11 protein-coding genes are annotated in these 13,528 nt (G+C 48.4%); 6 read left to right on the forward strand and 5 right to left on the reverse strand.

Annotated features, from left to right (window positions below):
* Positions 1-15: 15 nt before the first annotated feature.
* The 3 genes from BFC18_RS10530 to BFC18_RS10540 all read right to left on the reverse strand — a co-directional run bounded on the left by BFC18_RS10530 (position 16) and on the right by BFC18_RS10540 (position 2,665).
* Positions 16-1,413, reverse strand: coding sequence for a PhoH family protein (locus tag BFC18_RS10530; RefSeq protein ID WP_070125522.1), 1,398 nt, complete (start codon positions 1,411-1,413; stop codon positions 16-18).
* 227 nt (positions 1,414-1,640) lie between these two features.
* Positions 1,641-2,222 carry an ATPase gene (locus BFC18_RS10535; protein WP_245680372.1) on the reverse strand — a complete coding sequence of 194 codons (582 nt, stop codon included), beginning with the start codon at positions 2,220-2,222 and terminating at the stop codon, positions 1,641-1,643.
* Positions 2,219-2,665: a TA system antitoxin ParD family protein gene (locus BFC18_RS10540; RefSeq protein ID WP_070125524.1), complete on the reverse strand. Its 447-nt coding sequence runs from the start codon at positions 2,663-2,665 to the stop codon at positions 2,219-2,221. The genes BFC18_RS10535 and BFC18_RS10540 overlap by 4 nt, the downstream gene beginning before the upstream one ends.
* Before the next feature lie 225 nt (positions 2,666-2,890).
* On the opposite strand from BFC18_RS10540, the gene rapA reads away from it, so the two are divergent.
* The 6 genes from rapA (at position 2,891) to BFC18_RS10570 (ending at position 11,528) form a co-directional block, all read left to right on the forward strand.
* Positions 2,891-5,716 (forward strand): RNA polymerase-associated protein RapA, encoded by a 2,826-nt coding sequence (gene rapA, locus BFC18_RS10545; protein WP_070125525.1) that lies wholly within the window; start codon positions 2,891-2,893, stop codon positions 5,714-5,716.
* Positions 5,713-6,423: a pseudouridine synthase gene (locus tag BFC18_RS10550; RefSeq protein ID WP_070125526.1), complete on the forward strand. Its 711-nt coding sequence runs from the start codon at positions 5,713-5,715 to the stop codon at positions 6,421-6,423. The genes rapA and BFC18_RS10550 overlap by 4 nt, the downstream gene beginning before the upstream one ends.
* 100 nt (positions 6,424-6,523) lie before the next feature.
* Positions 6,524-7,408: a DUF3530 family protein gene (locus BFC18_RS10555; protein WP_139138994.1), complete on the forward strand. Its 885-nt coding sequence runs from the start codon at positions 6,524-6,526 to the stop codon at positions 7,406-7,408.
* 81 nt (positions 7,409-7,489) lie between these two features.
* A complete protein-coding gene (locus tag BFC18_RS10560; protein ID WP_342670040.1) occupies positions 7,490-7,852 on the forward strand; it encodes a hypothetical protein in 363 nt (120 codons plus the stop codon).
* A gap of 85 nt (positions 7,853-7,937) precedes the next feature.
* Positions 7,938-9,278, forward strand: a complete 1,341-nt coding sequence (locus BFC18_RS10565; RefSeq protein ID WP_070125528.1) for an AmpG family muropeptide MFS transporter — start codon at positions 7,938-7,940, stop codon at positions 9,276-9,278.
* Between the two features lie 66 nt (positions 9,279-9,344).
* Positions 9,345-11,528: a response regulator gene (locus BFC18_RS10570; RefSeq protein ID WP_083273020.1), complete on the forward strand. Its 2,184-nt coding sequence runs from the start codon at positions 9,345-9,347 to the stop codon at positions 11,526-11,528.
* Here the strand turns inward: BFC18_RS10570 and BFC18_RS10575 are convergent.
* Both BFC18_RS10575 and BFC18_RS10580 read right to left on the reverse strand, forming a co-directional pair.
* Positions 11,503-12,498 carry a GGDEF domain-containing protein gene (locus BFC18_RS10575; protein ID WP_070125530.1) on the reverse strand — a complete coding sequence of 332 codons (996 nt, stop codon included), beginning with the start codon at positions 12,496-12,498 and terminating at the stop codon, positions 11,503-11,505. The genes BFC18_RS10570 and BFC18_RS10575 overlap by 26 nt on opposite strands.
* On the reverse strand, positions 12,495-13,517 hold the full coding sequence (locus tag BFC18_RS10580) for a response regulator (protein WP_070125531.1): 1,023 nt from the start codon (positions 13,515-13,517) through the stop codon (positions 12,495-12,497). Before BFC18_RS10580 ends, BFC18_RS10575 begins: the two co-directional genes overlap by 4 nt.
* Positions 13,518-13,528 lie beyond the last annotated feature (11 nt).

The raw sequence follows: 13,528 nt of genomic DNA on the forward strand, positions 1-13,528 counted from the left end.
GGGCATCTAATTTAACTACAATTCCTGCTCAGCAAATTCCGCCAGTCTTGAACGAACAACCCCGTCAAGATTGATGGTGGAACTACCGGAGAAGTTTTTAAACCGCTCTACCAGATAGGTGAGACCGGACGTGACCGCCGACAGGTAATTACTGTCGATCTGCGCGAGGTTACCGGAACAAATCAGCTTGGTGCCTTCACCACAGCGTGTAATGATCGTTTTAAGCTGCGCCGCTGTTAAGTTCTGCGATTCATCCAAAATAACAATAGAGTTCTGAATGCTGCGACCACGCATGAAGTTAACAGACTTAAACTGAATATTGGCTTTCTCCATGATGTAGTTCATGGAGCTCTTGGCGTTTTCATCGTGCTTATGCAACACTTCCAGCGAGTCGGTAATTGCCGCCAGCCACGGCGCCATTTTCTCTTCTTCGGTGCCTGGCAGGAAGCCAATGGATTCTGCAATTTCCGGTGTTGAACGGGTAACGATAATTTTATCGTACATGTTTTTCTCGACCACCATTTCAAGCGCAGCAGCCAGAGCCAGCAGCGTTTTACCGCTACCCGCCGGGCCGGTAAGAATACACAAGTCAATATGTGGGTCGAGCAACGAGTGCAGCGCCATGGCCTGACCGATATTTTTGGGCGTGATACCCCAGGCATGACGGCTCATCAAACGCTCGTAACCGAGATCCAGTACTTCCAACGTGTCGGAAGTAATACCTTCGATAATACCGGCAAAATGCTTGGAGTCATCCAGCAGGAATTCGTTGATGTAGGGATCTTCCATGATGTTCCGCGGCAGGGTGTGAATCGTGTCCCGCCCTTCAGAGCGGCTCTCTACAGATTTCACTTTCTCCCAGAAGTTACCTTCAAATTTATGAAAGCCTTTAGAAAGGTACTTAATATCAGTGATGAGCTGATCGGTGCGGTAATCCTCAACATGCGCTAGTCCGGCACCTTTGGCTTTAAGGCGCATGTTAAGATCTTTGGTTACCAGCACCACCTGTTGTGGCGCATAGGTTTTCTGTAAATGCAGGGCAACATTAATGATGCGGTTATCGTTCTCGTTGCTGGTAAATACCTGCTGAGATTCCACCATGTTCAGATCGGCGAATATGGATAGCGACCCGGTAGGTTTGTTCTCACCCGCGCCCAACCCTTCCATAGAAACACCGGCAAGCATGTCTTCGGGGGTGGCGTTGTGAAGTAAATCTTCCATCGAACGAATGGACACCCTGGCATCGCGGGCAACGTCTTTCTTACTGTCTTTGATGTAGTCCAGTTCTTCAAGAACTGTCATTGGTACGACAACGTCGTTTTCTTTGAATGAGAGAAATGCTAGAGGTTCGTGTAGCAGAATATTGGTATCTAAAACGTAGATCTTTGTTTCTGTAGATTTTTTTCTTGGCATCCTTCGCTCCGACAAGAGTATAACCGGCCCGCCTAATTGCTGACGTGCAATCAAGAGTCTCGCGCAGGAGAAGATGTCGCTGTCGAACTGACGCTCTACTCCGTGTCGCGTCGACTTTCAATTCCACCATAATCCAGTTTTCAGGATTTAGCACTTATTTTTGCGATTTTTTTAGTGCTGTATTGGATTCACATCACCTTTGAAAACGATTAAAGAGCGATATTGCGTTAACGAGCCAGAAGCTGATTTACCCAATTTTTGGGCTGATGACAGGCGGGGTGAGGACGAAAAGAACCGTTGGCATAAACGCCCTGAGGAGAAAATGGCTCGCTGATCAGTGTGTTGTCATAAAAGGAAACCGACGTACACAAATCAAGCGCTAACTGAATATGCGCAAGGGTTCTCGGTATTCTCGCGGCCACTTTATCTTCAGGCACACCATGTCCACCGCGACGCTTTCGATCTGCGACCCTTGCCATATTGACCTCGGGCTCGCTGGCAATGTGAATCACGATGAGGTGGACGTTGAATCCCTTGGCCCGTGCTTTGGCAATAAAATCGACTTTGGAGGGGTGAGAAAATACGGTTTCGAAACAGAAACTAAGGCCAAGATTAAGGTGAAGGTTTCGCTCCTGCTCTATAACTTTTGCGGCCTCGTAACTGTGCGCTTCTGGCGCATCTGGCCAACGTTTAGCCGCATACACATCAGCATTCAGAAACGGGATTTGCCGTTTGCTCAGGTAGCGCTCGTAGAAGGTACTCTTACCCGCGCCATTACCACCTACCAGAATAATGACTTCTTTTGTCACGATGTAATCTTACGCTTTTTGAATTTTCCGTTCTTAAACGAGCCTATTTCGGTATCGCCATTTGGATAGACAGCCCTGAGTAACCCCGGCACGCCTGCAGGCTCATAAAGTACATGTTGACGTTGCTTTAACACTTCAACCAACTCACCTGATGGCGAATCCTCTGCAACGGTATTCATCAGCGCGAGTGGATCGAATTCAGTGTCAGATTTCTGATATGCCACTTCCGTTGAAATTGACTGATTACTTACCACTGCCACAGCCGCTTTTTCTGCCAGGAGCAAAGCAATATCTGACGCAGAGAGCGAAGTCTCAACTAATTGGCCTATGTGCGCCCAATACTCGATTTGCTCGTTGGTTGAGCGGTGAGAAATAGCCGACATAACCTTAGCATCATCAACCAGTGATTCGCTTAGTCGCAAAGGGGTAGCATGTTTACTCATACATTTTTCTTTGTTGTTCCTCGTGGTAGAACACATCAATAATTGTAGCTATTCGCTACAATAAAAACAAGGTGATTATTTCGCCTCGTATTTACTGGCGATAACACAGTAATCTCTCCCCTTCATCTGATAATCAGGAATTCTTCTATACTCAATAGCCCAATTGCCTTTATTCATCACAGTACGTTAAGTACAATACCGGCCGCTAAAATTAAGGGTGAGTTTATGAGTTCTGTTAGTACGTTTTCTGTAGGTCAACGCTGGTTAAGCAATACCGAGTCTGAATTAGGTCTTGGCGCGGTATTAAGTGTTGATTTTCGCGCCGTGGAAATTCTGTTTCCGGCATCCGGCGAAAGTCGAACCTACACGAAGGATAACGCGCCCCTCACCCGCCTGACATTCACAGAAGGCGATGTGGTGCCCAGCGAAGAAGGCTGGAAGCTGCAAATTCAGGAAGTCGAAGAGAATAACGGCGTTCTGATTTATCACGGCCTGCGGGAAGACACCAAAGAAACCGCTAAGCTGGCAGAAACCTTTCTGGATCATCAAATCCGTCTGAACCAGCCGGAACAGCGTTTGTTCAGCATGCAGACCGATGTGCCTAAGTGGTTTGAACTACGCAAAGAAGCGCTGGAACATCAGCATGCTTATATGCAATCCAGCACCATTGGTTTGGCGGGTGCACGTATTGAGCTTATTCCTCACCAGTTGCATATTGCATCGGAAGTAGGTAACCGTCACGCTCCGCGTGTATTGCTGGCCGATGAAGTAGGTTTGGGCAAAACCATCGAAGCGGCGTTGGTGATTCACCGTCAGTTAAAAACCGGCCGTGCTCAGCGTGTACTGATCGTTGTGCCAGATTCACTGGTGCATCAGTGGCTGGTTGAAATGCTGCGGCGAGTGAACCTGGCTTTCGCAATCTATGATGAGAGCCGCTGTGATGCGCTGGATGAATCCGGCGGTAACCCGTTTGAAAACGATCAACTGGTGCTGTGTAGCATTAGCTTCTTAACCGAGAATCCGAAACGCCATCAACAGGCACTGGATGCAGGCTGGGATTTACTGGTTGTTGATGAAGCCCACCACCTTGCCTGGTCCAGCGACGCGCCATCAGAAGAATACCAACGCATTGAAGCACTGGCCGGTATTACGGCCGGCGTATTGTTGCTTACCGCAACACCCGATCAACTGGGACACGAAAGTCACTTTGCTCGCTTGCGTCTGCTCGACGCCGCCCGCTTCCACAGTTACGAGCAATTCCTGAAAGAAGAAAGTGAATATAGCAAATTGGCCGATGCAGTTGCGCCACTGCTCGACGACGCGCCGTTAAATGCAGACGCTAAATCTCAGCTAACAGCATTAGCACCGGATATTCTTGCCCGTTATAGTGATATTGATGAACCCAGCACACGCCAGGCCATCTTGAGCCAGCTAATTGATACCCACGGCACGGGCCGTATTTTGTTCCGTAATCGCCGCGCGGGTATCGAAGGCTTCCCAGTACGTATGCTTAACAGCTATCCGTTGGCACTACCGGAAATGTACGACAGTGCCGTTTGTGGTGGCGAACTGTTTGATGCCCTGTACCCAGAGCGTCAAAGCAGTCTGGTTAACAGTTGGTTCGATGCAGACCCGCGGGTAGATTGGCTTCTGGATTTTCTGCCAACGGTACGCCCTGCCAAAGTACTGCTGATCTGTGCCGATAAAATCACCGCCCAACAGCTGGGTGAAGTGATTCGTTCGCGCAGCGGTATTCGCCACAGTGTTTTCCATGAAGGCATGAGTATTGTTGAGCGTGATAAAGCGGCGCACTATTTCTCCGACCCGGAAGAAGGTGCGCAAATTTTGCTGTGTAGTGAAATCGGTAGTGAAGGGCGTAACTTCCAGTTCGCTCACCACTTGGTGCTGTTCGATTTGCCGCTAACGCCGGATCTGCTGGAGCAGCGTATTGGTCGTCTTGACCGTATAGGCCAAACCAAAGATATTCAGATCCATGTGCCCTATCTGGAAGGCACCGCCCAGGAAGTGCTGTTGAAATGGTACCGCGATGGCCTGGAAGCGTTCACTCACACCTGCCCTACGGGTTCGGGCGTATTTGCAGAAGTACAAACCCAGCTCGTTGGCGCTTGTCTTGACCCAGAAGATGAATCGCAAGTTGATGCGCTGGTTAGTGCCAGTAAAACTCTCAACGATGAGCTCAAGGCTCAGCTCGATGCGGGCCGCGACCGCTTGCTTGAACTAAACGCTTCTGGTGAAGGCCGGGTTGAAGGTTTAATTGAAGATATCGAAGAGCTGGATGACGACCCAATTCTGCCTTACTTCATGGGCCGACTGCTGAACTCGCTAGGTGTAAACCAGGAAGACAAAGGCGACGACTGCTATATTCTCACGCCATCGGAGTCTATGGTGAATCACCTGCCAGGTTTAGACCCTGAAGGCATGACAGTCACGTATGACCGCCACGTCGCCACGACCCTTGAACACGTGCACTTCTTGAGTTGGGATCACCCATTGGTGCATAACGCCATTGATATGATCTTAACCGACGTGATGGGTAAAGCGAGTGTTGGCTTTATTGCCGACAGAGAACTACCCAAAGGCGCCTACTGGCTGGAAGCCCTGTTTGTATTGCAAGCCAATGCTGATCGTACATTGCAGCCAGGCCGCTTTATGCCTGCCACGCCATTCCTGATTTGCCTTGACGGCCACGGCAAACCGGTAGAACTGGATTTTGGTTATCCACGTAAAGCGGGCAGAAAGATCTCCCAACAGTTGATTCAGGCGTTGCAGCAACAGCTTACGCTGCACATTGAAAAAGCGACCACTTTGGCGCAGCAAAAAGCGAATCAGATCCAACACGATGCCATTGAAAGCATGCAATCCACATTGACTGGCGAGGCGCAGCGTTTGAAAGATCTACAAGCGCAAAACCCGGCTGTTCGCGACAGCGAAATTGCGTTTATCGAGCATCAACGAGATGCGCTCACCCAAGCGTTGCAGTCGGCCACGGTGCAACTGGAAGGTCTGCGTATAGTGGTAAACAACCCATGAATATGCCGCCAGGCAAAAAGCCGTTTATCTATAACCCACCGATGAAGCCGTATCTGTCGCTGGTGCATTACGACAACGACATCGTAGTGGCCAACAAACAGAGCGGCTTGCTGAGTGTCACGGGTATTCAACCCGCGCATAAAGATGCGCTGATTAGTCGGGTACAAAAGGTGTTACCTACCGCCACGGTGGTGCACCGATTAGATATGGCAACGTCTGGCATTATGGTGATGGCGCTAAACAAAGAAGCCCATCGCCAAATTTCCCGGCAGTTTCAGGACCGCCTCACGAAGAAGCGATATTATGCCCGCGTCGACGGTATTGTTGCCGAAGACGAGGGCGAAGTGACGTTACCTCTGATTGTTGACTGGCCTAACCGCCCTAAGCAGAAGGTCGATCATGAGAATGGTAAGCCCTCACTAACGTATTACCGCGTGATCCGTCGATTGGAAAATGAAACCTGGGTGGAACTATTACCGGTGACGGGGCGTTCTCATCAACTCAGAGTACACATGCTGTCGATTGGGCATCCTATTCTGGGTGACAGACTTTACGCCCACGACGAAGCACGTGACCGTGCTCCCCGTTTGCAACTGCATGCAGAAACGTTAATTTTGCAGCATCCAGCCTCTGGCCAATGGCAACGATTTACCGCCCATGTTCCATTCATGGACTACCGGCCTGAACCACTTGCACTACCAGAGTAGATTTTTACTTCTCTCATTTTAGCAATAAGAAACACTTTAGATTTCGCCAGCCCCGGCCGATACGCATTAGAGCGTGAGTAATTTTTTACCCGGAGTAAATGTGCGTCGTTTTCTGATTTGTCTGTCCTGCTTACTGGCACTGCCTCTACAGAGCGCGATGTTGGCTGACGACATCCGGAATCAATATCTGCCAGGCGAGTATCAAACCATCTTGGTTGGCGATGAAGATATGCCGGTTTTCAGTGGTGAACCAACAACGTCGTTAAGTCGCGGTGTGGCACTCATTTTTACAGATACTGGCTATCAAGGACTTACCCTGAATAATGCTCGCGCCCTCGCAGTTAAATTGAATCACCGGGGATGGCACACGTTGGTGGTACCAGCAGCAACGCTTGGAGTTGACGTAAGCGCACCGGTTTCACAGACAACGGAACCTTCTCAACCGGGTGAAATCAATGAGGTCGCGCCTGCAATTATTGAGGCGTCTGGGGCAACGAGTATGCACCCACGGGCAATAGCAAGAGAGGCCATGATCGATCCCGCCAGTAACCGTTCAGTAGTCGCGCTGTTGGCAAACGCCGTTTTTCAGCACATAGAGACAATCCCAGGCTTCAGACTCGTGATCAGTCAGGGCATGAGCGCCGCCCAACTGATTGCATTAACATCTGCGGACATTTTACCGCCTCCAGATGGCATGGTTGTGATCAGTCCATATTGGCCGCAATCTGAAGCAAACGGCGCAATTCCAGCACAGCTGGCTGCTACAGAATTCCCAATCCTGGATTTACAGTTCCCCATCAACACCCAATGGACAGCAAATAGCGCAGCCAAACAAAAGCTGGCTGCGACACAGGCGCTAAAACTGCATTATCGCAATAAAGCGCTCACCACTCCGCTCTTCCAAGCTACCAATTCCAGCGACACTATTTTTAGCCGCACCTTAAGCAAAGAGATTTACGGATGGGTAAATCATCTGGGGTGGTAACGGTTTCTAACCCACTTTTTTCTGATTATTTTCATAAACCTGTTTCTTTTTGCCTAGATTTTACACAAAATGGAATTTTTTTTGACTATACTGTCAGGCGAATCAGTTAACAGGCTAAATATTATGTTGTTGTCTTTTGTCGACGCCAAAGCCAACCAACTATGCTTTTATCTTCGGGGCTTTTGGCAAAGTATCATACCGCATTCCGAGTTAGACATTTTCTTCTGGGACACGCTCGAAGAGTGGAGTCTGGTGAACTACGATCTCGATCAGCCTTATACAGAACGAGAGCGGGTGTTCTGGCACACACTTAACCAACTTCACTTTTGGACAGAAGAAAAACTCAAATCTGATCCCCTGCTTATTGAAGAGTTAGATCGTTGTTTGGCATTCCTTGAAGGTAAAGGAATTTGTCCCTTAGATTGCGCAGGTGTTCGCCCGTAAACTAATTTTTGCGTTTGGTTGTTTTACATTGTTATCCGTGATCAAATAGTCCTCTTACCTATCCCATCGGACGGACTCTTTCATCATGCAATTTCTTCAGTCCTTTCTGGACAAACGTCTTTTCAGTATTTTTGTATTTGGCATCGCCAGTGGTTTTCCGTGGGTAATGATAGGCTCAGTCATGACCGCTTGGTTAAAAGACGAAGGGTTGTCGCGCACCGATATCAGCTTGTTTGGTAGCATATTCGCGGTTTACGCCATTAATTTTCTTTGGTCTCCACTTTTAGATCGCTTGAAGGTGCCATTGCTTGGTCAGCGCCGGGGTTGGATTCTTGCCATGCAGCTCTGCATCATTGGCAGTTGTTTACTGATGAGTACACTACACGCCACCTCGTCACTGTTTCATGTTGCCTTATTCGGACTGGTTATTGCCCTGTGTTCAGCAACGCAGGATATCGCCATAGATGCCTACAGAATCGACATAATCGAAAACAATGAACGGGAAAAGTTGGCAGCAGGCTCGTCTATGGCCACTGCAGGATGGTGGACAGGTTATGGTGGATTAGGTGCACTGCCCTTTTTCATCGCCGACTGGACAGGTTGGGCATGGAACGATATTTACTTGCTGTTGGCGGCTATCATGTCTGGCATCACGTTATTTACCTTCGTTGCCAAAGAACCGATTGTCGATCGCACAGCGCAACTTTCACAAGCAACGGCCTATTACGAAAAAGTACTTGGCGCCAAAGGCGCATCCCCAACAGGCATGCAAAAAATAGGTGCCTGGTTATTTGTCACAATCGCTGAGCCTTTCCGCGAGTTCTTTCAACGAAATGGTGTCCGCCTGGCGCTTTCACTGCTGTTATTCATTTTTCTGTTTAAAATTGGCGAAGCCTTCCTCGGCAGAATGAGCCTGCAGTTTTACATAGAGCTGGGTTTTAGCAAGAGTGAGATCGGCGGCTACTCTAAGCTACTTAACTGGTGGGTGACGATTGTGTTCTCCATTCTGGGCGGCATAATGACCATGCGCTATGGTATTTACCGCGGCTTAATGATTGCGGGTATAGCGATGGCCTCGAGCAATCTGATGTTCGCGTTAATGGCCCATGTCGGTCCTGATAAAACGCTATTTGCCCTCACCATCATTGTCGACGGCTTTACTGCCGCCTGGGGTACGGTGGCTATGGTCGCTTTCATATCGGTTATGTGTAATCGCACGTTTTCGGCGTCTCAGTATGCGCTGATGGCCTCGTTAAGCGTGGCGGGTAAAAATCTGCTTGCCTCAGGAAGCGGGTATCTGGTTGATAAACTAAATGGCGACTGGTCAACATTCTTTATTATTACCGCTTTGATGGTGATTCCCAGCCTGTTGTTTTTACGTGGAATAAAAAAGTACATTATTCGCGCTGAGCAGCAGGCAGGCTAGTCAGCTGACCTAGCAGTTTTCTATCCCTGAGCTAAGCTTTTATAACTCCTCTTTGCTTTTAGACTTATGCTGACCAGAGACTCGATAAAAGAGAAAATACGCCGAACCTACATGCTGGCAGCTTGCGCAATCACGCTGCTTATGACCGGGTATTTTGTCTGGACCCAGTCGTACCTTGACGCAACTCAAATTCAGCCGAAAATTATTAATATTGCCGGTTATCAACGCATGCTGTCTCAACGCATTGCCTTTCTGCAAACACTACTCACCGACGAAAGCAAAGAAGTTGAACAAAAACGACTAAGAAATGAGCTAATTGCCAGAACATCTGAGTTTCTTCGCAACCACGAAATACTGGTTGGCAGGCAGCCACTTGAAGGCGTTTTTACGCCATTATCAGAAGAACTGGAGCAACTATACTTTAGTGATGAGGGCGCCCTCGACAAGAAAGCATTGCAATACGGCGAGAATGCTTTGTACCTGGCAAGTGCATCGGCTGCTCGCGGCTCAAACCTAAAACCTGTAACACTCGCTGCTGCCACGGCCATGTTGAGAAATTTAGACAGAGCCGTTCAGCTGTTTGAAATGCAGCTTTCCAGAGACATCAAATTTAACCAAATGATGCTGTTAGCGGTGTGGTTCATCACAACGTGTCTGGCCTTATTAATTATCCTTCTGCTTTTCAGACCATTAAAGAATTTGGTTCTTGCTCAGTTCGCCATGGTGCAGGAAACCCGCAACGACATCTTAAATGAGCGCGAGCAAACCAACCGGATGATGTCATCCACTGAAGAGTTTATTAAGGCAATGAGCAGAGAGTTCAGATCGCCCATTGCCGTTATCATTGGTGCGCTGGAGCTCTTACCTAATGCAAAGAACCGTCAGGCTGCCTTGCTACAGAAAGCGGAAAATGCCTGTTATACACTTTTATCGCTGAGCAGTAACCTGATGGAAAGCCTGTCTGGCGATACCTCTGTCACAGCGAAAGCGGAAGACTTCATACTTGTAAGAGCACTCGACGATGCTTACAGTGAATTCTTGTACAACTGTCAGAAGAAAAATCTAAATCACCAGATAGTCAACGACAGTAGTCTACCTTATCTCGTTCATGGCTATCCTGAGCTGTTAGTCAAAGCGCTTAAAAGCGTTTTAGACAATGCCATTAAATTTACGCCCCACGGCATGGTGTCGGTATACAATCGGATGGCAATCGTCGACGGCGCTCGCGTTATCATCATTCGTGTTGTCGATACCGGGATCGGGATTCATGAAGACGAGTTGGAACGCATATTCGAACGGTTTACTACCAGCTATGATCCTGCCTATTCCTTTAGCGGAGCAGGTACCGGCCTCTATACAGCGAGAAAGTTATTAGCGAAGGCGGGCGGAAGCATAACCGTATCGAGTGCATTGCAAAGCGGCTCTGAGTTTACTTTAACGGTGCCTTTAGAATCAGCTAAGCATCAACCAGAAGCACTCACCAATGATCAATTTTCTAATCGTTTTGCGGTGGTGGATGATCAGGAAATAACCCGCATCTACATACAAAGCATGATTGAAGCAGAAGGGTTTGCCGTTGATACCTACAAATCTGGCGCCGATTTATTGGCAAATCAGGAGAAGGTAAAAAGTTACAGCGGCATCATTACAGACTATTTCATGCCGGGTATAAATGGCGTAGAACTCATCACATACCTACAAGCCATTATGGGCAAGAATATGCCTCCGGTAATGATGGTATCGGCCTCTCCGCACATCGCCAATGTGATCGCCAATTCTGATGCCACGGCCTGGCAGGTATTTGTGAAGCCCATCGACAAAAATCGCTTTACCGATGCGATCAAAGCGCTCGCTTCTAATAAGTCGTTACATGCCCCCCCCTCCGGTGATTTCTCGGTGCTGGTTGTTGAAGATGAGTCCATTAATGCTGAGATCTTGTGCGATATGCTGGAAAACATGGGGTACGATGTAAGCATCGCGGCCGATGGTGAAACGGCACTGCATAAAGCGATAGAGAAAAATTACGATGCGATACTGCTAGACCTGCATTTGCCTGATATCTCAGGCTTCGAAGTGGCAACGCTATTGAAAGAGCGAGGGTGTCAATCAAAGCTGGTTTCGGTGACCGCCAGTGCCTACCCGGCTGATGCGCAAAGAGCGTTTGCCGCAGGCATACGTTATCACCTGGTTAAGCCAGTTGCCTACCAAGAACTCAAAAGTATGCTCAGGCTTTTGCTTGTTCAGGATTAGGCGCAGAATCTGCCCCCACCATATCCCAGGTGCTGACACAATTTCGGCCGCTGTGCTTTGACAAATACAGCGCCTGATCGGCCTGTTCAAGCCACGCCATATTACTTTTTATGTCTGGGCGATACTCACTCAGGCCAACACTTACAGTAAATTTAATTTGCTGGCCTTCATGTTCTACCATCATGGCTTCTGCCAGCCTGCGAATGCGATCTGCCACTTTTGCCGCATTTTGCTGATTTGAATCCACCAGAATAATAGCGAACTCCTCACCGCCATAACGCCCTGCGAGATCAGTTTCACGCACACTTTTCTGAATCACGCGCGCGAGGGTTTTAATCACCTCATCGCCAGCCTGGTGACCATAGGTGTCATTAATATTCTTAAAGTGATCAATATCCAGCATCATAGCAGTCGACGTATTGTCTCTGCGACGCTGTAATTTGAAGTGACTGTCAAAGCGCTCTTGCCAGTAGCGACGGTTATATAAGCCAGTGAGCCCATCAACACAACTCATCTGCTGCAATTCGTCGTTCAGCCTTTCAACGCGTAACTTGCCCAGTGCCTGGTCGGTTACATCATAAACCAACATACAAAGCTTATTGATTTCTCCAGTGGGCGACGAGAGCGGAAACATGGTGACGTTCTGAAACATATAGGTAGCATCGGACGTAATGGGTCGATTAGTGCCAAACTGAAATAGATAGGGCCGCTGCTCCCAAATGATAAAAACCGGCGTGCGCAGATTAAATACCGGCTCGGCTTTACCTCGCAGCCAGCTTTCTTCGATTTCGGGAAACAAAGAAAACAGCGATTTACCAATGACTTCACTAGGGCGAAGGTCTGCGTGGTTTTCCATAAACTGATTCCACACTTCAACGTTGAAGTGCTTGTCCATCACCACAATGCCAACTTCGATAGAACTAAGCAGATCATGTTGCCAATGCATTTGCATTATATCGTCATTGATCATGCTACAAATTCCTCTTCCACCAGGCGGGTATAAATCTTATTCATGGATTGTTCGGGGAACAACAGCAATAAATCGAAACTGATATCGCGTGTCTTAATGGCATAAGCAATTTCAATGGCCATGAGCTTGCCCCATCGACTGGCGTGATTATTTAAAATTGTCGTCACGCCACTATGCTGACCCAGAAGAATAGGATGGCTATGACTAAAAGAAACATTTAGCTGATCAGACAAGGCGTTCAGGCATGCGCCGGTGAGAATGTTAGACACATCCATCAATGCTTCAAGCTGATAATCCTCATTGCTGGCGTGCTCACCGTAGTTTAACAGCTTAACAATGTTTTCCATTTTAGTGTCACTGAATATGACCAGCGCTTCACCTTTAATGCCTGCGCTGGTGAAGCCTTTCGACACAGCCGATACACGATTGTTTTGATGGGCTTCGGCGATTGCCATGTGTAGCTCGGTGGCTTCAATAACATTGACGTTTGGAATAGGTAAGTCGATAAACTCGCCCAGTAACCTGGCTAAGTTTTCTCCTGCCCGCCCCATCGCCACATTCACCAGCTCGCGGTATGCGTCGAGTTGTTCGTCAGCCGTGTTGCGCGTTGTTTTCTCTACCGCAGCAATACGCCCAGCCGCCGACGCTTCGCCAGAATATAAGCCATACTGGGTTAACAGTGTCATTAGCTTGGCGTTATCCATGGGCTTACGAATAAATTCAATCGCCCCTAACGCCATCATCCGTTCCCGGGCTTCTTCTTGCACATCACCCGATACCACAATAACCAGACAAGGCAGATCCTGTTCACGAATCACTTTCATGGTTTCGTAGCCATCCATTATCGGCATATTGAGGTCAAGGAACATGACGTCGGCTTTGCCAGCACGAATAGCTTCAATAGCCTCCTTGCCATTAGCGGCAAATGACAGCTCCACATCCCATCCATCGGGAATAGAGCGGGCCATCTGCTTGCGGGCAAAAGATGAATCGTCACAGATCAGTACTGGCGTGGTCATGTGCAGCTCCT

Source organism: Alteromonas confluentis, assembly GCF_001757105.1.
Lineage (GTDB): Bacteria > Pseudomonadota > Gammaproteobacteria > Enterobacterales > Alteromonadaceae > Alteromonas > Alteromonas confluentis.

What these genes read in the sequence shown, in the direction of transcription:
- BFC18_RS10530 (WP_070125522.1), bottom strand. Translation starts at nt 1,413, where the DNA reads ATGCCAAGAAAAAAATCTACAGAAACAAAGATCTACGTTTTAGATACC.
- BFC18_RS10570 (WP_083273020.1), top strand. Translation starts at nt 9,345, where the DNA reads ATGCTGACCAGAGACTCGATAAAAGAGAAAATACGCCGAACCTACATG.
- BFC18_RS10580 (WP_070125531.1), bottom strand. Translation starts at nt 13,517, where the DNA reads ATGACCACGCCAGTACTGATCTGTGACGATTCATCTTTTGCCCGCAAG.
- BFC18_RS10565 (WP_070125528.1), top strand. Translation starts at nt 7,938, where the DNA reads ATGCAATTTCTTCAGTCCTTTCTGGACAAACGTCTTTTCAGTATTTTT.
- rapA (WP_070125525.1), top strand. Translation starts at nt 2,891, where the DNA reads ATGAGTTCTGTTAGTACGTTTTCTGTAGGTCAACGCTGGTTAAGCAAT.
- BFC18_RS10540 (WP_070125524.1), bottom strand. Translation starts at nt 2,665, where the DNA reads ATGAGTAAACATGCTACCCCTTTGCGACTAAGCGAATCACTGGTTGAT.
- BFC18_RS10575 (WP_070125530.1), bottom strand. Translation starts at nt 12,498, where the DNA reads ATGATCAATGACGATATAATGCAAATGCATTGGCAACATGATCTGCTT.
- BFC18_RS10550 (WP_070125526.1), top strand. Translation starts at nt 5,713, where the DNA reads ATGAATATGCCGCCAGGCAAAAAGCCGTTTATCTATAACCCACCGATG.